Genomic DNA, 20,847 nt, shown 5'->3' with positions numbered 1-20,847 from the left:
AATGCAGGAAAATTGGCAGGTTTTGCTAAAGCAGGAAATTGCAAAGCATTATATGCATAATTCACCAGAATGGATTGATTTAAATATTTCTACATCAGGTTTAATAAATCTGACTATTGTGAGTAATGCCTTTGTCAATTTATCCATTCCCCAGCGTAAAGAACAAATTTATAACTTACTTAAATCGCAAGTTCCTCGTTTATCTACTGGTTTTCTCTCCCTATATACGCTTCAAGAAGCTGAATCACTTAATCTTTCACCACCACAGACTTTTGATCCAGCATCAATACATACTTGGCAAGATTTAGCAATTCAAGCTGCAAACCCACAAAATCAAACTCAATTACCCCAGCGTGAACCCAGTTTACCCAGAACAGTAACATTTTATTCCTTTAAAGGAGGAGTAGGACGCACTACAGCATTAACTCATGTTGCTTGGATTTTAGCAATGCGAGGACGTAAAGTTGTAGCTGTAGATTTAGATTTAGAAGCACCTGGTTTAAGTACAGCATTTAACCTACAACCACAACCAAAATATGGAATTGTTGACTATTTTTATGAACGTTCCTATTTACCAGAAGGAATAAAAGCGAGTATTTCTATTACTGAAATATTTGGTGAAGTGAGAATACCAAACGCTAAAGGAAGATTATTTGTTGTTCCTGCTGGTTGTCTTAGTCTTGATTATATTTCTAAGGTTGATGATCTCCATGCTAATACTGTTATTGATGGAAATCAAAATCTTTGGACTGTTTTCAAGCGGGAAATTTATGAACAATTAAAACCTGATGTTATTTTAATTGATTCGAGAACGGGAATTAATCAATGGGGAGCTTTATCATTAATTCAAGCTGCTGATGATGCGGTTATTTTTCTTTTTCCTAATGAACAAAATAAACAGGGAATAGAATTACTATTGCGCTCACTAAACACCCTAAAAAATCTATCAATAAATTTTGTTTTCTCTCCTGTTCCTGATGTTAGCAAACTTGACAAGGTAAACGAGATTTATAAATCTTTCCTAGATGAAATAAAAATATCCACAGATGAAGAATCTGAAATAGATGATACTGATCAATTAGAAATACCAGAACCTTTAGTAATTCCCTATCTCCAACCCATTGCGTTAGCTGATAATTACCCTGTAAGAGCTTTACTAGATTACTATAATAAAATTGTCAATTTAATTGATGAAGAAACTGACGAAATTGAAAGAACAAATATTTTAACTAATTCAGAAACACGCTGGAAAATTATCAAAAGCTTGCAATTTCCTGAAGTAAATGCTGCGGATACAGATAAAAAACAAGATTTCACCCTCCTATTCCAGCGTACCAATGATTTTGAGAAATTTTTAGATCATGCAACTTGTTTAATTAGAGGTAGAAAAGGAACAGGTAAAACTGCTCTATATTGGCTTTTTCTCAAATATAAAAGTGATGCTCAAAAACTAGCTCGTGGTAGATTAGATAATACTGTATTTTTGTCTGCACATGGTAGATTTGAGGAAAGTCGTCCATCTCGTCGACAATTCCGATCTATTCATGAAAATTTACAGCAAAACGGTGGCACATGGGAAGATTTCTGGAGAGCTTATTTATTACTTAGATGTCATCAGGAAAATTTATGTAACTTTCCTAGAAATAGGAAAGGTGAAAAATTTAGTGATCTGAAAAATATTATCAATAATTTACCTAAAGGACAATGGCAATCTGAATATAATGAAGCTTTATTAGAATTATCTACTAACTCTAAACTAAGTGAAATAGTTAATGATGCCATCAACATTATTATTCATGAAGACACCAAAAATAAATCTCAGAAAATCTGGTTTCTTTATGATGATTTAGATGAAGATTTTCCTGAAGCAGGAGAAGTAAGACAATCAGCATTATCTGGATTATTTCAATTAGTTCAATCTTGTGATGCAAATAGATTAACAGAAATTAGATTTAAGATTTTCTTGAGAGAAGATATATGGAATCGTTTAATTTTTGATAATAAAAGTCATTTTACTGGACGCGATATTATTTTACAATGGACTAGGGTTGATTTTTTAAGATTAGCTTTGCGTCAATCAATACAATCTCCGCATTTTAAGAATTTGGTAGATAGGTTTTCTCCTATTGCTGAAGATGCAATTGATCAAACTAATGAAGATGAAATTGATAAAGCTTTAGAATTGCTTTGGGGAAGTCGTCGCAGAAGAGGAGACAAAGCTAAATATGTATCTAGATGGGTTTATGAAAGATTAACTGATTCTAGTCGTACTACTTTTCCTCGTAGTTTAAGTATCTTATTAACAGGTGCAAAGGAACAAGAATTAAGCTATCAAGGAAAATCATCAATTCAGACACCAACAGATCGTTTATTACGCAGTAAATCTTTAGAAATGGGATTGAAAAAAGCATCTGAAAAAAGATGTGATGAAATCAAAGAAGAATATCGTCATTTGACTAAATTTTTTGACTCTCTCAAGCAGAAACCAGCCCTTTTGCCTAAAGAAGAATTACATAGTATATGGCAAGAATCAGCACATGATATAGCAGACTTTGAAGAATTCGCTTCTTTTTTAACTGAAATCGGTATTATTCAATTGCGCGAGAAAGATCAACGCTATAAATTTGCGGATATCTATGTATATGGATTTGAGATGATTCGTCAAGGTGCTGTATAAAAATATTTTTAACTTTATATTCCTGGTTGTGTAGAAGTTCTCGCAGGTTTACGGTTTGAAAAAGATTTGGGATTCTACCATACTTGTTATGCTAAATCATCAGAAAGAGGGAACAGGGAACTCTTAACAGGGTAAAGAGGCAATATTTTGTAATAATGTTCAAAACTATGGCTTCTTTATTATGTATAGTAAGCTTTTCGAGATTTTTTTGCTTGATTTTGCTAGGTACTGAAGTTTAAGGAATCTCCATTTTTAATCAAGTTGTATAGGAATTTCTAGCATAAATTCTGTACCATAACTGGGATCAGAACAGACATAAATATTACCTTGATGCTTTTCAATAATTTGGTAGCTAATTGCCAGTCCTAAACCGGTTCCTTGATTGACAGGTTTAGTTGTAAAAAAGGGATCAAATATTTTGTGTTGTAATTCTGGACTAATTCCAGGCCCATTATCTTGGATGGTAATTTTTATTTTCCCAGAATCAGTTTTTTCGGTTTCAATAACTATTTGTTTTTGCTCTTGTTTTGGTTGTTCTAATAAAGCATCAATAGCATTACTCAGAAGATTCATAAAGACTTGGTTTAGTTGGGCTGGATAACATTCAACTAAAGGTAAGTCTCCATATTTCTTGATGATTTCGATATCCTGTTTGAGACGATGATTTAAAATCAATAGTGTACTGTCAAGACCTTCATGAATATTCACGGCTTTTTTATCAGCTTGGTCAAGTCTGGAAAAGTTTCGCAAAGACAGTACAATTTCCCGGATGCGATCAGTTCCCATTCTCATTGAGGAAAGTATTTTAGGTAAATCCTCAATAATAAAATCTAAATTAATTTCTGTAGCGTGATTTTGAATTTCAGGATTTACAGAAGGATATTGTTGTTGATAAAGTTTGATTAAACCTAATAAAGATTGGATATAATTATGAAGATGAATAAAATTGCCATGAATAAAATTAATAGGATTATTAATTTCGTGAGCTAATCCAGCTACCATTTTACCCAAACTAGACATCTTTTCTGTTTGGATTAATTGGACTTGTGTTGCTTTCAGTTCTTTTAATGTCTGTTCTAGTTGTCTTGCTTGTAGTTGGGAAGTGGCATTTGCGGCTGACAGTGCTTTGAGGTTGTTATAAGCTTGGGAATGATAACGGATACGAGCGATTAATTCGACCACATCCGGTAATTTTATTAAATAGTCATTTGCACCCGCAGCAAAAGCATCTGCTTTAATTTGTGGTTCTTCTTTGCTGGATAGCATGACAATAGGAATGTCATAAGTTGCTGGATGAGAGCGAAACCAACGTAGTAGCATTAAACCATCAATATCAGGCATTACCATATCTAAAAGTATTACTGTAGGAGCAATAGATATGGCTGTTTGAATAGCCTGTGCAGGTTCGTCTATATAGTGAAAAGCAATATCTTTTTCATTAGAGAGTAATCTGCTAACGGCTTCACCAATTATTGCTTGGTCATCTATCAATAAAACTGTGACTACATCTGTATCTAAATGAACTCCCGATGGACTATGTTGCAGTTTATTTTTCTGAACCAAACTTAAGAACGATCCTTTAGTTGTGAGCGGCGTTAGTGCAAGAGCGGTGGATGTGGAGATCATGATTTATTAAATCCTCATAACTATTATATTTGTTTTATTTTTGTTTAAAATTCTAGGTATATACAGCAGTGATGAGCGTTGAGCAGTCAAATTTTATTGTTGTATAGCTTTTCACGCTTCTTTTCTACTGGTTTTACCTGCTGTATTGTGTCTTTTTTATCTTATATTTAGCATAACCTTAACTAATAATAAAAAAACTTTAGTTTGCAATTCGTAAACAAAATGATACCGTTGACTCTCCCTAGAAAGTTTGTTTATTTAGAAATAGTTTTTACGTAATTATTGGTAGCCAACAAACAATATATTCAAAACAAAAATATCGTCATATCTGATAAATTCAGCTTGAATCAAAGAAATATTGACGGTTTTAATCCTGAATAACAAAAAGCTTGTTATGGGTTGTATTCATACTCCTAGTAATATGTCAACCCAAAAATCACGGATAAAGGTAAGCAAGGGAAGAAAAGAAATTTTTTTTCTGTGGTTATCTATCAAAATCTCTTTGACAGACTACTAGTACCACAGTGCGGAAGTAAAAAGCCAAAATGAATACAGTGTAAGCATTTCAGGGATTTGTGATGGTTTATTTACGCCGTACTATACTAGTTTTGGTTCTTAAATTCCAGCTGGTAGTAATTTTGTCGCTCGGTTGCTCACTGTGGTGACAATCCTCAAGTTTTAAAAATGTGACGACAAAATTATGGGGTGGTTTTACAACCACCCCTAAAACCCCTCTTAATTTAAGATTTAGCAGCGCCCTTGACGAGCTATATAATTACTCAGATATATTAACGAATTCAGAACTAGCTAAAGTTGGAGCAGTAAAGATTTGTGAGTACAAGTTAGATGGTTGTTGACGAGCCACAACTGGTAATACTTGACGAGCATGAGCCGCAACTTCAACTGTCTTCACATCATAGGTTTGTGTAGCTAACTTAGGATAGAAACCAATCCCGATGATAGGAAGTAATAAACAAGCGGTGATGAACAATTCACGAGGTCTAACATCAGCGACTACGGTATCTAAATGTAGCTCTTCGCTTTGATTACCGTAGAACACTTGACGCAACATGGAGAGTAAATAGATGGGAGTCAAAATCACACCAACTGCGGATAGAAAGATGACTACTACTTTGAAGCTGGAACTATAAACATCACTGGTGCCAATACCCAGGAACACCATCAATTCACCGACGAAGCCACTCATACCGGGTAAAGCTAGAGAAGCCATTGAACCGATAGTAAACAGAGCGAAAGTTCTGGGCATTGCTTTAGCCATACCGCCCATTTGATCCATCATCAAGGTGTGAGTACGTTCGTAAGTTACACCAGATAGGAAGAATAAACTAGCAGCAATTAAACCGTGAGAAACCATCTGTAAGACAGCACCGCTGATACCAATTTCTGTGTAAGATGCAATCCCGATTAATACAAACCCCATGTGGGCAATGGAAGAGTAAGCTAAACGACGTTTGAGGTTGGTTTGAGCTAAGGCGCAACAAGCACCGTAAACAATATTGACTACACCTAAGATTGCTAAGATGGGAGCGAAAACAACGTGGGCATCGGTTAACATTTCTACGTTGAAGCGAATTAGAGCATAGCCACCCATCTTCAACAACACACCAGCTAATACCATTGAACCAGGCGCAGATGCTTCACCATGAGCATCAGGCAACCATGTATGGAAGGGGAAAATTGGTAGTTTTACACCGTAAGCAATTAAGAAACCTGTATATAGTGCGAGTTCTAGAGCTTGGGGATATTCTTTGAGTCCCAATTCTGTCATGTTGAAGGTGAAGTTATCACCATAGAAAGCCATTGCAAAACCAGCTACCAGAATAAATATAGATGCTGCGGCGGTGTAAATAATAAATTTGGTGGCTGCATAGCGGCGGTTTTTTCCACCCCAGATGGAAATTAGCAAGTAAACAGGTACTAACTCGATTTCCCACATTAAGAAGAACATTAATAAGTCTTGGGCGAGGAATACGCCTAATTGGGCGCTGTACATCACCAGCATCAACGCATAAAATAAACGCGGCTTATTGGTTACTTTCCAAGCCGCGAATACTGCAAGTGTGTTGATTAAGCCTGTTAATAGGATTAAGGGCATTGATAAACCATCAACCGCTACAGCCCAGTTAAAGCCTATTTGGGGTATCCAAGCGTAGCTTTCTGTCAGTTGCAGGGCGGAACTTTGGAAGTCGTAACCTTGCCAAAAGGCAAAAATCATTAATGCAAAGTCTGCAAAAGCTACTCCTAATCCATACCAGCGAACTGTTTTACCGTCTTTATCAGGTATGAAGGGAATGGCTAAGGATGCCACTAAGGGCAAGAAAATTATGGCTGATAGCCAAGGGATTTGTATCGGATTCATCACTGTTGACAATCAATTTTTGGTTTTTCTTTTAATTACATTATATTAAGGAATCGTTACTTTTGTAAACAATTTCCTTTACATATTTTCTATTGAGAGGATAAATAGTAATAAATACTTACCAAAATCGTCTCGTAGCCATTCTAAGAGTAAAATTTTGTAACGTCAACAAAAAAGCGGCTTTATTTGCCGCTTCTTTAAGTTATAATTTTTGTTCCAATTTTTTATGTTGATTTGATAAAGTATTTATTACTGAGTTTTAATACCTAAACAATACGGTTGACAATTGTCCATACTTCTCCATCAGAACGTACATAAGGAACAGAGATGGTTTTAAATCCGGTAATGAAGGGTTTATAGTAAACCTGCCAATACATGGGGCTAAGTTCATCAGCACAAGCTTTCAGAAATTTAATTTCCTGTGCGAGTTCTCTTGCAAGTTCATTCACCCGCTGGGCATGAACTTCGGCTACTTTTTTCGCTTCTTCTAGTTGCTCTTGTTGTTGAGCAAGACGTTTTGAAAAAGTTAGTTTTCCATTGAAATAGGCTTGTTTCTGCTGCTTCTGCTGTTCTAGGAAATTAATTGCATCATCTATTCCCTTTAGTTCAGCAGATAATTGAGCATTTTCTCTAGCTTGACGACGGTAAGCCTCAACTACTGCTAAAGCTGAATCATGTTCACCGGATTCTACATTATTATTAGTCAGTGCATTCCTTTCTTCCTGGAGTGCCTGAATTTGTGAATTAAGTTCGTTGATATCTGCCTGAATTTTCTCCATATATATATAGTGAATGATTGGGGATAGGTGATAGGGGAAAGTGTGACTTGAATCAAAAAGTGAGCTTTTAGCTCAAGATATGGGAATCTAGCTAAAAAACTATTATCTATTTTTTAGTGCTTTATTTCTTCTGTGCGATAGCGAAGCACTGCTGCAAGCAGATCGCATACAAAACATTTACCTCCAATGCATAAACTTCATTAGCTTGAAGGAAATGCAGATTTGCTTGGCGGACACGCTCTCTTGCTGCCGAATCAAGCTGATCAATTGTACCTCTAAGTCCACCACCTAAAACCATTGTCCACCCATCTTCTGGAGCAGCTAGTTCATGAGTACCTGCTGCTGGGATTGCAGAAGCACCAGTCCCACAACAAACATCTAAAATGCGATCGCCGGCACGAAGCGAAAGTTGATCAATGGTTTGCATAGTGGGATCATCTGCATGAATTAAACCTACATCCTGAATACGAACCACATCTAACTTAGGCAAACGTCTAATTAAGCCTCGCAATATTGAACCATTGAAGTTCTCATCTGTTAGTAAACGCACTGTTGATTAGTTCTCCTTGAGTCTAATCACGATCAAGTAATCGCTGTCTAAGATCAGCCAAGTTATATTGCTGGGAAAATTCACTACGTTGTTGCTGGGATTTTCGCTGACGTTGCTCTAAGTAGCTATCAATTTCCTGACGATGACTAAGGTAGTAAGCGATCGCTGAGTATATATCCTCTAAACGGAGAACAGAATATTGAACCGCAATTTCTTCAGGTGTAGAACCACTATGATATGCAGCTAATAGGCTATCTAGGGTTACTCGACTCTGAGCAATGCGAATACCTCCAGCTTCATCCCAACGAAATGGTGGAGCAGAAACTTTAAATTCGACTTGAATACTCATAGGTTGGTTTTGGAAACATTTGTGTTGCTTTATCTATACCTCTCAATCTTATACCTAAACGCCCAATTGCTGTTAATTCATTACTGTGTTGAAGATCCTATACAAGCCAAATATAAGGTGAATGACATTTCATTAACGCACTTTACAAGATTGGCGATCGCACTAAGTTATTGGCTGAATTTGTTTTTTAGCTTTATAGGCATCGCGCAAGCACTGACTTACTCACTTAGGTAAATAATTAATATCGAGAACTTCCTCCAAAGAATAAGGACATTGTGCGGGAAAATTTACAGTAAAACCAGTTTTTTCTTGAACATAGCCCAAAGCATCCTCATAAATAGTTGTAAAAATAGAATGCAAGTAATTATACAAATTAGATGTTAATCTGTCTTTTAACTGTACACGAAAACTTCTAATTTCCGAACGCCAATGATTTTTATTTCTGTCATATTCTTGTGTCCAAAAATGCAATAATAAAAGATGTCTAATGACTTGTTCTAGTAAACTTTTAACTTGATGTTTATCTCTTGTTGCCAATGATTCCAATTCCTCAATTAAGTTTTCTAAATCTAATTCATCAAAACGACTTTGTTTTAATAATTTAATAGTTTCTAATAACCATAAATGATCGTCTGTTTCATAGAGTTGCTGTAAATTAGTAATAACTGTCATAACGTCACCTTTTGTTATTTACAAATTACACATACAATCAATGTATATTGTAGGGTGTATCAGGCTAGATAATTTAATGTTAATCAACAAATTGAAATGTTTAAAGTAGCGATAATTCATGAATTACCGTTCTAAAATGTCACCATAGATACATTGGTATTGCTGAATTTTTAATTACGAATTACAAAATTACTGCCCCTTGAATATCGAGGGGGAGCGATCGCACTACAGATGTAATTCCCGCTTGTTTCCAGGCATTGGTCATGGCTGTTACTACCGCTTGTGTATGCAATTCATCAGTTAAAGCTAACAGCGTTGGACCTGCACCACTAATTACCATGCCATAAGCACCAGCAGCCACAGCAGCAGTTTCCACAGCGTCGTAACCGGGAATTAAGGCTTGACGATAGGGCTGATGTAACTTGTCTTGTAAAGCTGCCCTTAACCATTCTTCCCGATTAGTTGCCAAACCCCGCAGCAATAAACCAAAATGGGCAGTATTAAAAATCGCGTCACCACGACTGACTTCTGTTGGTAAAACTCGCCGTGCTTCTGAAGTTGACAACTCAAAATCAGGAATTGCTACCACTGGAAATATATCTCTGTGCCAGGTAATATCACAAATTTCCCAACCTGTGCGGCTAGTAGCGGCTAGACGGCATCCCCCTAATAAAGCTGGAACAACATTATCAGGATGTCCTTCCATGGCGATCGCTAATTCCATCACCTGCAACTCAGATAAAGGAGAACCTGCCAAAACATTACCAGCAACCAACCCACCGACAATAGCAGTAGCAGAACTACCCAAACCCCGCGCCAGTGGTACACCCAACTTAATCTCTATTTTCACAGATGGCGGTGTCTGCTCTATAAATTCATATAACTTCAAAAAAGCCTGATATAACAGATTACTCTCATCCGTTTGTACCTTTTCGGCTTCCGTGCCTGAAACTTGAATAATTAACCCACTCTCATGGCGAGTAAACTTAAATTCGTTGTAAAGCTTTAAAGCCGCACCAATGCAGTCAAAACCAGGACCCAAATTAGCAGTGGTAGCAGGAACTTTAACGGTAACAGTAGAAATTACAGACATTTTGAGAATTAAAAATTAAAAATTAAAAATTAAAAATTGATCACTTAACTAGCATCCCACGTCAAGAGTCCATTTTTTCATCAACAAGCAAAATTTTTTCACACAACAACGCACTGAGGCAGGGGTGCAGAGAGGCAGAAGTAAGTTTTTTCCACCACACCCTACACCCCACACCCCAATTAAATAGCAATACTTTGGGGAATGCGGGAAGGTAGCAAGTAAATGTAAGGCTTAGAGAGAGAAGCATTACGAGTAGCTATTTTCTGTTCTATTTCCAGCAACCCAGTTTGAAACTTCTCAAAAGCTTGTTTTGCCGAAGATTCTGAGAACGGATTACCTAAAGTCAACAGTGATTTACTAGAGTATGGAGGTGTCATTGTTAACACCTTTACCAAAACAATTTGCTTAATTGTTTCCAACCTATTGGGCAACCTTTTAGTCAAAGGAATGATATTGTTGCCATCTCTGGTAAATAAATCTGATAAAGATTCATAGAGGGCAAAGGGATTATTAGGAATCCATCCAGCATAGTCATATTGACCAAAATTGACAGCCGAGTGTTGAGCAGTTGCCGTGAAAATAATGTTAGTAGCAATATCAATTAGATCAGCTATGGTATCCAACTGATCATTTTTTTCAGGTGGCAGCAGACCCTTAATATTACCATTAGTGATCAGTTCTTCTTTCCATCGTTGTAATTCTTGATCATTAACTACATCCGCATCAGTTTTATAATGGTTTTTCAGAACATCACTCACATATTCTTTGATAGCATCCCACATCAATACAGCATCATCACGATAGTAATAGTCTGGTATTTCCAAAACATCACGTGCTTTTAGATTGTAGGGTAAAGCTTGCTCGTAAAATTTTAATTCTGGAGTGATATCTTCATAACCGTTATAACCTCTCCTTAAAAATTCATTAGAACCACTGTAACCCAAAGCTCCAGTCACATCAAAAAAACCACCTCTACTCAAAAACACATTACGAGCCATATTATTGATCGCCATAGTGTTGAAATAATGAGGTGTCAACAACTGATAAATAATATGTTGTGGTGATATTTTTCGGTATGTACTAACTCCAAAAGCCTCTATGAGTAAATGTGTACACAATAAATGAGAAATTACCCCTTGATAAGCCGCATCAGTACTAGATACAGCAACTTTGGCAGCTTGCCAAACTTCTGATGGTGAATTAGGGGTTAATATTTGGTTATATTCTTGATGATCAGCGTCAGCCTTGTACTGTAATTTAATTGCAATGGGAATTAACTGTTGTTTGTCATTGACATAGAAAAGACAAATGGGAGATTGTGGATATTTTCCTATCTCCTCTTCCATTCGAGCATCCGTGATTTGGTTCAGAATTTTGAAATCTAAAATATATAGGCGATTTCCCTGTAACGCTGATTCTAGATTAATTTCTTTACCTTGAACCGGGTTAATAATTTGGTCAGTCACTGGGAAATTACTCTCAGGACTAATATCGGCTGGCAGACATTTACGGATAACTACTGGATTCATTCCTGCCAGACGTTGACGACCAAATTCAACATCAGAATCCCAATCTTTAGCTACTTCTGGTGCTTCTAAAAAAGTCCAAGGTTTAAAAAAATCATGAAATTCATTTACACTATTCCAATCATTAAATTGAGAGAAAATAGTTAATAATCCAAAATCAGCAGTACCTGTAAAAATTATTTCACCCTTTAGCAATTTTTTCCAAAGATAAGGAAAAAGATGAAGAAGTTGGGCTAATAGTAAACCTATGATGCCTTTAATGGTCATGCCGAGAAAAATAAATATTTTCTCCAGACTAAAGCCCTGTCCCCTGGGAACACCTTTAACGTGACCGGGTAAGTAGGGATAACTTGCTTCCCATTGGTACTTATTTTCAACAGCTTGCCAATTTTGTGAACTCATATATCTATGAATTTCCTTGATTTTCAAGTTATGCAGGAGCAGGAAAATATTAGACACAACTATCTTAGGTACAATAAGGTCTTCAGGATACTTGCGCTATTACAACCTCAAGTTCAAATTATCGCTGATTGTTCAATAAAAGTTAGTTAATTTCACTTAAATTTAATTCTTGAACAAAAAAAATACCCACAACCAAAGCAGTAATGGTAGCGGGAAGAATTTATTATCAAAAATTTTGGAAGTTGTCAGTTAATAGATAAAAAACTTAATTTTGTGGTCAGAATGAAAGGGGTGTAGGGCGTGGAAAAAATAATCTTTCCCTATACCCCACACCCTGTTTTTAGTTAAGAAGAAGTTGGAAAGTTGACTGCAAAACTGTAAATTTTCCCTCTGAACAGAGAAATATGAGGTTTACTTCAAAGTTGCTAAAACTGAGTTAATATCAGGTTCAGCGATTTTCGGTATCAAGAATCCATCAGCATAAATGCGAGGATTGCTTTGGGAGATGATTGTATAAGATTGGCGAACATGAGTATTTACAGCCACGGTCTTGGCATCATACATCTGCATAGCCAGCTTGGGATAGAAACCAATGCCGATAATCAGGACTATAAAACAAGCGGCGATAAAAACTTCACGGGGTCTAGCATCGCTGTATACTGCTTGGGTAGGTAGGAGGCAATCTGTACCAAAACAAGCTGTTCCTTCATCTTCCTGATTTTCTAATCCAGCATTATTAATGTCACATATTAATGCTGCATCGTTGCCATAAAACACCTGGCGTAGCATGGAAAGAAGATAAATAGGTGTAAGGATGACTCCAACAGCAGCGAGAAAAACTGTGACGGTGCAAAAGATGGAACTATAAACATCACTGGTTGTCAGACCAACAAAAACCGAAAGTTCACCAACAAAACCACTCATTCCTGGTAGAGCTAAAGATGCCATTGCACCTATTGTAAACAGTGCGAATACTATGGGCATGGCTTGACCAATACCACCCATATCTTTCATTACCATTGTGCGAGTGCGATCGTAAGTAACACCTGCGAGGAAAAACAACACGGAGGCAATTAAACCATGTGATATCATTTGCAACATTGCCCCATTCATTCCCAAATCGGTGAAAGAGGCTAAACCTAACAGCACAAACCCCATGTGAGAAATGGAAGAAAAAGCCAAACGCCGTTTCATGTTGGTTTGGGCAAAGGAATTTAATGCACCATAAATAATATTGACAACACCAAGAACAGCTAAAACTGGTGCAAAATAAACATGAGCATCAGGTAGAAGTTCCATATTTAGGCGAATCAAACCATAGCCGCCCATTTTTAACAACACACCTGCCAAAATCATGGATACAGGGGAAGATGCTTCACCGTGGGCATCTGGCAACCAGGTATGTAAAGGGAAAATAGCTAGTTTAACGCCAAAGGCAATAAATAAACCTGCATATAGTAGCAGTTGTAAGCCAAGGGGATAATCCTTCAAAGCCAGGGTGGTGAGATCAAAACTCATATTACCGCCACCGTATAACCCCATTGCCAGGGCTGCTACTAAAATAAATATAGAAGCTGCTGCGGTATACAATATAAATTTTGTTGCTGCGTAGCGTCTTCTTTGTCCACCCCAAATGGAAACTAATAGATATACGGGAACAAGTTCCACTTCCCACATGATGAAAAATAACATCAAGTCTTTGGCAACGAATACTCCTACCTGTGCGGAATATAGCACCAACATCAGAAAGTAAAATAAGCGTGGTCTGCGGTCAACTTGCCAAGCAGAAAACATGGAAAGGGTAGTGACAAATCCTGCTAAAAGCACGAGGGGAACTGAGATACCATCAACTGCAACGCTCCAGTTTAGTCCCAACTGAGGCATCCAGGCAAAATTTTCGACTATTTGGAAACTAGCATCACTAGGGTCGTAATGCTGCCAAAAGGTGTAACACATTAAGGCAAAATCAGCGATACCTACACCTAGCGCATACCAACGGATAAGTTTACCGTCTTTATCAGGTATTACGGGAATCAGGAAAGATGCAAGGAGTGGAAACAAAACAATCGCGGTAAGCCAAGGGAATTGATCCGCCATCATGTCAATAAGAAAAAATACTCATTTGTGTAATAAAGTTATTCTACTAATGTTTGTAACATTTTCTTTATAATTCTTTATCTCAGATATACATAGATAAATATCAATTGCTGGTTCAGAAGTCAGAAGTAACGAGAGTACAAGCGATCGCTAATTCTGCATTTTTGACTAAAATCTCTTTTTCCAGGGTATACACTGGATATTGGGGAGTTCCGGCCAATAATTTCTCAATTCTCTCCCTTGCTGCTACTACAACTTTCTCATCCAAGCTGCCGTTACTCAAAGAAGTGGTAAAATCCTCAGTTATTTGATATGTCCTTTCTATTGAGGAAGAATTGATATTGCGAGAAACAATAAATAAATCGCAACCGGCATGAAAAGCCCGTGCTACTGTTCCCGACTGCATAAACATCTCAGACACGGCTTTCATATCCAAGTCATCGGAAACAACCACACCCTGAAAATTCATTTCTTCCCGCAGGATCTGATTTAAAATCGGTTTTGACAACGTGGCTGGAAATTCAGGATCTATTTGTGGAAACAAGATATGGGCAGTCATAATTAGCGGTATCTGTTCCTCAATCAACGTTTTGAAAGGTATTAATTCCCGTCTTTGCAATTCCTCTCTAGTTAAATTGAGAGTTGGTAATTCCAGGTGAGAATCTTGGCTGGTGTCTCCATGTCCTGGAAAATGTTTTGCACAACCGATAACACCTCCTTCCTTGAGTCCCCGATAATATTCCCTCGCACGTTGACTAGCAGTTTCAGGAGTAGTTCCAAAAGCGCGGGATCCAATAATCGGGTTTTGGGGATTGGAGAAAATGTCAGCAACGGGAGACCAAGAAAGATTGATTCCTAGTGATTTTAATTCCAAAGCAGTTGCTTTAGCCACTTCTTGAGCATGAGATTTTAATAGATAACTTTGGGGAAATCGAGTAATCGGTAATGGAGTTCTGACAACTCTTCCACCTTCATGATCTATGGTCATAAACATGAAATCACGTTCTGTATATTCACGCAAACTTTGATGTAATTGCTTAAAATTTTCTACCCAAATTTGATATGGGACACCATCAAGAAAGTTTTTGGCGAAAAATATCACCCCAACAGGTTTTAATTCACTTAATGCCCTTTTATCATCATCATTGAGGCTTGTTCCAGAAACACCGAGAATCAGATGATTACCAAAGCTTTGTATCTGTTGTGATTTTGACATAACTTTTAAAAATAAAGATTTACATTCTTTTTGAGGCAAAAGATCATACATTCTTCTCCTCTGCCCCCCTATACCCTACACCCCACACCCTACACCCTTTTCTTACCCCCACACCCTCTTTTTCCAGAAACAAGGCCAAATGTAACAGAATGCAAAGTATAATGAGAACGAGAAAACAATTAAGAAATATTGAAGAACAGTAGGTTTAAATGCGAGTAGCGTCCACGAAGTGCCGCGTAGCTATCGCCGGTGCCGGTCTAGCAGGACTTTCCTGTGCAAAATATCTCACAGATTTAGGTCACACACCCATTGTCTTGGAACGCCGAGACGTAGTGGGCGGCAAAGTGGCAGCTTGGAAGGATTCTGATGGAGACTGGTACGAAACAGGACTGCACATTTTTTTTGGGGCTTATCCCAATATGTTGCAGTTATTTAAAGAACTAGACATTGAAGATCGGTTGCAGTGGAAAGAACACACAATGATCTTCAATCAACCAGAAGCACCAGGTACATACAGCCGCTTTGATTTTCCAGATATACCCGCCCCCTTCAATGGTGTGGTGGCAATTCTGGGAAATAATGATATGTTAACGTGGCCGGAGAAAATTAGTTTTGGTCTTGGTTTAATCCCAGCCATGCTAAAAGGTCAAAAGTATGTAGAAGAAATGGATAAATACTCTTGGAGTGAGTGGTTAAAACTACAAAACATTCCCCCCAGAGTAGAAAAAGAAGTTTTCATTGCCATGTCAAAAGCCTTGAATTTCATCAACCCCGATGAAATTTCTTCTACAGTCTTGTTAACAGCCTTAAATCGGTTTTTACAAGAAAAAAACGGCTCAAAGATGGCGTTTTTAGATGGTTCACCTACTGAACGCCTGTGTCAGCCAATCATCGACTACATCACAGAACGCGGTGGCGAAGTACGATTAAATGCACCATTAAAAGAGATTCAACTCAACGAAGATGGCAGCGTTAAATCCTTTTTACTACGGGGTTTAGATGGGGCAGAAGATGAAGAATTGACAGCAGATATATATGTATCTGCCATGCCTGTTGACCCTTTAAAGGTGATTTTACCCAAACCTTGGCAGGAAATGGAGTTTTTCCAAAAACTAGAAGGTTTGGAAGGTGTGCCTGTAATCAACGTACATTTATGGTTCGACCGGAAATTAACAGATATTGATCATCTGCTATTTTCCCGTTCACCCCTCCTCAGCGTTTATGCTGATATGAGTAATACTTGCCGTGAATATGCCAATCCTGACCGTTCTATGTTGGAATTAGTTCTAGCACCGGCTAAAGATTGGATATCTAAATCTGATGAGGAAATTGTTACTGCAACTATTACCGAGTTGGAAAAACTCTTCCCGCAACATTTTGGGGGAGATAATCCAAGCAAACTGCTGAAATATCACGTCGTGAAAACTCCACGTTCAGTTTACAAAGCTACACCAGGAAGGCAACAACACCGTCCCTCTCAGCAAACCCCCATTTCTAACTTCTATCTGACTGGGGATTACACCATGCAACGCTACCTAGCCAGTATGGAAGGTGCCGTACTTTCTGGTAAGCTGACAGCACAGGCGATCTCGGAAGCACCACCGGTAGCAAATTCCTCTGGCCTGCAAACGCTAACTCGACCGCCCGCAACGAATGCTGCAACTGCCTGATTCCCCCCCGCGCATGAAAACGCTGGTCTCTGTAGACGAGTCCTACAAACTTTGTCAGGAACTCACAGCCAAGTATGCCAAAACTTTTTACCTGGGTACATTGCTGATGAGTCCGGCAAAACGTCAATCTGTTTGGGCAATATATGCTTGGTGTCGCCGTACAGATGAATTAGTAGATGGCCCCGCATCTGCTATAACCACGCCAGAAACCCTAGACCTATGGGAAAAGCAGCTGGAATCAATTTTTGCGGGACACCCATTAGACAATTACGATGTAGCTTTAGTAGATACACTCCAACGCTTTCATCTGGATATTCAGCCCTTTCGGGATATGATTGACGGTCAGCGTATGGATTTATATCGCAGTCGTTATCAAACCTTTGAGGAGTTATATCTCTACTGCTACCGAGTGGCTGGTACTGTCGGCTTGATGTCAACCACGATTATGGGCATAGATACTAGTATCTATACAGCACCTTGGCATCAAAACCAACAACCTTATCTTCCTATAGAAGAAGCGATCGCATTAGGAATTGCCAATCAACTGACCAATATTCTTCGGGATGTCGGTGAAGATGCACGTAGAGGCAGAATCTACATCCCCCTAGAAGACTTGGCAAAATTCAACTACACCGAAGAAGACTTTTTTAAAGGTATTGTAGATGACCGTTGGCGTTCCCTGATGCGTTTTGAAATCGACCGCGCCCGCAAATTTTATACCAAAGCCGATAGGGGAATTAGTTACCTAGCGGCGGATGCTCGTTGGCCTGTATGGTCTGCATCCATGCTCTATGGACAGATTTTAGATGTGATTGAACGCAATAATTATGATGTGTTCAGTCAGCGTGCTTACGTCCCCCAGTGGAAAAAGTTACGTACCTTGCCAGCAGCTTGGATGCGATCGCAAGTTTTATAATCGGTTAATAGTTATTGGTCACTGGGAACAGGGAACAGGGAATAGGGCTGAGGTTTTAGAGACTTTTGAATTTATTTCTACCCAATTACCCATTACCAATTACCACTGACAAAATAACTATTGACCAAATCAAAAACATCTGATAATATTATTATCTATGACCTGGAGAGGTGGCTGAGTGGTCGAAAGCGGCAGATTGCTAATCTGTTGATGGAATCGTAAGGTCCATCCGAGGGTTCGAATCCCTCCTTCTCCGTTTTTAGCTGAGATATCAAGTGTATTTTGTGTGTAAACACAAGAATTAATAAAAATTAATATTTATCTAGGCTCTTTTACTTCCACAGTGTGATGTTATTATTTAGGCTTTAGAGCCTTGATAGGATTGATCTGGATTTAAAACCTAGTGTTATCCTACTTTCAAGCTCCTGAACATCCCAGCAGTGAAAGTTATCCATGTCGAAAATTCGTGTTTCTCTTGCTTTGAGTTTAGTTACCCTGGCCAGTGGTTTCTTCATGGCCGCTTGTGAAAATACCACTACCACAAATAACCAAACACCTGATGGAACTACCGCTACTACAGCAGCGAACACCACCACCACAGGTAATGCTAAAGGATTAAAAATTGGTAGTTTATTACCAACAACTGGTGACTTAGCTTCCATCGGTCAGCAAATGGTTGGTTCAGTTCCTTTGCTGGTAGACACCGTTAACGCTTGCGGGGGTGTAAATGGAGAGAAAGTGAGTCTAGTAGAAGTAGACGATCAAACAGACCCCAAAGCTGGTGCTGCTGGTATGACCAAATTAGCTACCGTTGATAAAGTCGCTGGTGTAGTGGGTTCTTTTGCTAGTAGCGTTTCCACAGCGGCTATCTCTGTAGCTACACCCAATAAAGTTATGCTGGTTTCTCCTGGTAGTACCAGCCCCGTATTTACCGATAAAGCGCAAAAAGGCGATTTTAAAGGTTTTTGGGCGCGGACTGCTCCCCCAGATACCTACCAAGCATTAGCTTTAGCTCAACTTGCTAAGAAAAAAGGTTTTAAAAGAGTTTCCACAGTCGTAATTAACAATGACTATGGTGTAGGTTTTGAAAAAGCATTTGTACAAACTTTTGAAAAATTAGGTGGAACAGTAGTTAATAAAGATAAACCTGTCCGTTACGACCCCAAAGCCCAAACCTTTGAGACTGAAGCCGGTGCCACTTTTGCGGGTAAACCAGATGCAGTCTTGGCTGTGATGTATGCGGAAACAGGAAGTTTATTCCTCAAAGCTGCCTACCAGCAAGGTTTGGCAAAGGGAGTACAAATTATGCTCACAGATGGAGTCAAATCAGATAGTTTCCCTGGACAAGTAGGTAAAAGTCCTGACGGCAAATATCTTTTGTCCGGTGCTATTGGTACAGTTCCCGGTTCTGATGGTAAAGCATTAGCGGCTTTCAAAAAACTTTGGCAAGAGAAAAAAGGCGGTTCACCAGGAGAATACGCACCTCAAGCGTGGGATGCTGCGGCTTTGTTAACATTGGCAGCACAAGCAGCTAAAGAAAATACTGGTGTTGGTATTGCTGGTAAGATCCGGGAAGTAGCTGGTGGAGAAGGGACAGAAGTTACAGATGTTTGTGAAGGACTGAAACTATTAAAAGAGGGTAAAAAGATTAATTACCAAGGTGCAAGCGGTAACGTAGATGTTGATGCTAATGGTGATGTCGTTGGTGTCTACGATGTGTGGACAGTAGGAGACGACGGCAAAATTAAGGTAATTGACAAAGTTAGTCCTAAGTAGTGGACAGGGGTGCAGGGGAGATGGGGAGGATGGGGAGGATGGGGGAGATGAGGAGATTAAATAGCCTTCTGCCTTCTGCCTTCTGCCTTCTGCCTCCTGACTCCTGAACTCCTGCCTCCTGACTCCTTCTTCCTTTAAAAGCCGCTGAAGTTGTAACCGACACCGACTAATAAACCGACATCTGTTTGATCGAAAAATCCGGCGTTTACAGCTGCTGTGGCGGTAAATCTGTTATTGAGGGGTATATCAACACCACCAGTAACTAAGAAAGCGGTTTCAGAGTTATCACCTGTTTTTAGGGCTGCACCCACTCCCACATAAGGAGCGATGGGCAGGGGTTCGGTAAATGGATCTCCCACTGACTGAAAGGAAAAGTCGTAGGTGATGGGAATCAAAAATGTAGTATTGTCGCCTAATATGGCTGAGGGTCTTAGAGATAAAGACCTTGTGAAACCAATTTTGCTGATGACTGTAAAGTTACCATCAGCTAAGGATGAATTCCCACCACTTAAACCAATATTGCCACCTACTCCTATGTAGCTGCTACCACCACGGGTAGGTCTTGCTATACTAACATCTGCTTGGGCTAATTGATTGGGCTGTGCTGTTTGTGCAGATGATGGAGAAGTAGGCTCTGTGTCTTCTGTTAGTATTATTGATGAAGTTGCAACTGTCCCTGGAACGGGTATGATGGTGCGATCGCCAATTTTTTCGGTGGTCGGGCTGGGAAATTGCTGAAGTTCAGCAGCGTTGTTAGCTGAGGGTTCTGCACTCACTTGATTTTCGGGTGTTACAGCGTTTGCTGCTAGGCTACTACTTATAACTGCAAGGGCAGCCAGACTGGGCAAACAAAAAAGATTTGTACGTAGAGACATAATATTCACATTCACTCCTACACGAATTCTGAAGACAACAAAATAATAGTTGCTATGGATTTAATGTAGCAAATTTGAGCAATGCTCAACATTTAACACCAAAAAATCGTTTCTTACATCTTTATTTTGACATAAGCAATTTGGTCATGCTCAATTATTAAATGCTGGAGGTAACAGGTGAGTTAGCGCGGTCTTGGAGGTTTCCCCCATGTAGGCGCTTCTCGTTCGCGCAGCGTGTCGGAA

The 20,847-nt window shown here is 38.8% G+C and carries 15 protein-coding genes and 1 tRNA gene; 5 read left to right on the top strand and 11 right to left on the bottom strand.

The features are described from left to right. Position 1 precedes the first annotated feature (1 nt). On the top strand, positions 2-2,677 hold the full coding sequence (locus ACLLO5_RS06395; RefSeq protein WP_413174643.1) for a ParA family protein: 2,676 nt from the start codon (positions 2-4) through the stop codon (positions 2,675-2,677). A 252-nt stretch (positions 2,678-2,929) separates the two neighbouring features. On the opposite strand, the gene ACLLO5_RS06390 is transcribed toward ACLLO5_RS06395, so the two are convergent. From ACLLO5_RS06390 to nagZ, 10 genes are all read right to left on the bottom strand, one after another. Further along, positions 2,930-4,240, bottom strand: a complete 1,311-nt coding sequence (locus ACLLO5_RS06390) for a sensor histidine kinase (RefSeq protein WP_413174642.1) — start codon at positions 4,238-4,240, stop codon at positions 2,930-2,932. An 838-nt stretch (positions 4,241-5,078) separates the two neighbouring features. Continuing rightward, a complete protein-coding gene (locus ACLLO5_RS06385; protein WP_413174641.1) occupies positions 5,079-6,683 on the bottom strand; it encodes an NAD(P)H-quinone oxidoreductase subunit 4 in 1,605 nt (534 codons plus the stop codon). A 266-nt stretch (positions 6,684-6,949) separates the two neighbouring features. Continuing rightward, positions 6,950-7,462: a hypothetical protein gene (locus ACLLO5_RS06380; RefSeq protein ID WP_413174640.1), complete on the bottom strand. Its 513-nt coding sequence runs from the start codon at positions 7,460-7,462 to the stop codon at positions 6,950-6,952. 121 nt (positions 7,463-7,583) lie between these two features. Then, the gene (locus tag ACLLO5_RS06375) at positions 7,584-8,012 is read right to left on the bottom strand and encodes a hypothetical protein (RefSeq protein ID WP_413174639.1); all 429 of its coding nucleotides are present in this window, start codon (positions 8,010-8,012) and stop codon (positions 7,584-7,586) included. A 22-nt stretch (positions 8,013-8,034) separates the two neighbouring features. Next, positions 8,035-8,361 (bottom strand): DUF433 domain-containing protein, encoded by a 327-nt coding sequence (locus ACLLO5_RS06370; RefSeq protein WP_413174638.1) that lies wholly within the window; start codon positions 8,359-8,361, stop codon positions 8,035-8,037. Between the two features lie 222 nt (positions 8,362-8,583). Further along, on the bottom strand, positions 8,584-9,033 hold the full coding sequence (locus ACLLO5_RS06365; protein WP_413174637.1) for a DUF29 domain-containing protein: 450 nt from the start codon (positions 9,031-9,033) through the stop codon (positions 8,584-8,586). 181 nt (positions 9,034-9,214) lie between these two features. Continuing rightward, positions 9,215-10,126 carry a homoserine kinase gene (gene thrB, locus ACLLO5_RS06360; protein ID WP_413174636.1) on the bottom strand — a complete coding sequence of 304 codons (912 nt, stop codon included), beginning with the start codon at positions 10,124-10,126 and terminating at the stop codon, positions 9,215-9,217. A gap of 179 nt (positions 10,127-10,305) precedes the next feature. Beyond that, positions 10,306-12,054, bottom strand: coding sequence for a lipoxygenase family protein (locus ACLLO5_RS06355; RefSeq protein WP_413174635.1), 1,749 nt, complete (start codon positions 12,052-12,054; stop codon positions 10,306-10,308). 411 nt (positions 12,055-12,465) lie between these two features. After that, positions 12,466-14,154 (bottom strand): NAD(P)H-quinone oxidoreductase subunit 4, encoded by a 1,689-nt coding sequence (locus ACLLO5_RS06350; RefSeq protein ID WP_413174634.1) that lies wholly within the window; start codon positions 14,152-14,154, stop codon positions 12,466-12,468. 112 nt (positions 14,155-14,266) lie between these two features. Continuing rightward, positions 14,267-15,367, bottom strand: coding sequence for a beta-N-acetylhexosaminidase (nagZ, locus tag ACLLO5_RS06345; RefSeq protein ID WP_413176020.1), 1,101 nt, complete (start codon positions 15,365-15,367; stop codon positions 14,267-14,269). A gap of 209 nt (positions 15,368-15,576) precedes the next feature. Here nagZ and pds point away from each other — a divergent pair, with 209 nt between their 5' ends. The 4 genes from pds (at position 15,577) to ACLLO5_RS06325 (ending at position 19,729) form a co-directional block, all read left to right on the top strand. Further along, a complete protein-coding gene (gene pds, locus ACLLO5_RS06340; RefSeq protein WP_413174633.1) occupies positions 15,577-17,037 on the top strand; it encodes a 15-cis-phytoene desaturase in 1,461 nt (486 codons plus the stop codon). Further along, positions 17,021-17,953, top strand: a complete 933-nt coding sequence (gene crtB / locus ACLLO5_RS06335) for a 15-cis-phytoene synthase CrtB (protein WP_413174632.1) — start codon at positions 17,021-17,023, stop codon at positions 17,951-17,953. The genes pds and crtB overlap by 17 nt, the downstream gene beginning before the upstream one ends. A gap of 164 nt (positions 17,954-18,117) precedes the next feature. Then, positions 18,118-18,209, top strand: a tRNA-Ser gene (locus ACLLO5_RS06330). Positions 18,210-18,406: 197 nt separating this feature from the next. Continuing rightward, positions 18,407-19,729, top strand: a complete 1,323-nt coding sequence (locus ACLLO5_RS06325; protein WP_413174631.1) for an ABC transporter substrate-binding protein — start codon at positions 18,407-18,409, stop codon at positions 19,727-19,729. A gap of 134 nt (positions 19,730-19,863) precedes the next feature. Here the strand turns inward: ACLLO5_RS06325 and ACLLO5_RS06320 are convergent, their stop codons facing one another. Beyond that, entirely contained in the window at positions 19,864-20,604 is a 741-nt protein-coding gene (locus ACLLO5_RS06320) for a hypothetical protein (RefSeq protein ID WP_413174630.1), read from the bottom strand. Between the last annotated feature and the right edge of the window lie 243 nt (positions 20,605-20,847).

Source organism: Anabaena azotica SJ-1 (genome assembly GCF_047275885.1).
GTDB lineage: Bacteria > Cyanobacteriota > Cyanobacteriia > Cyanobacteriales > Nostocaceae > Trichormus_B > Trichormus_B azotica_A.
This window is presented reverse-complemented; position numbering and strand designations above follow the sequence as displayed.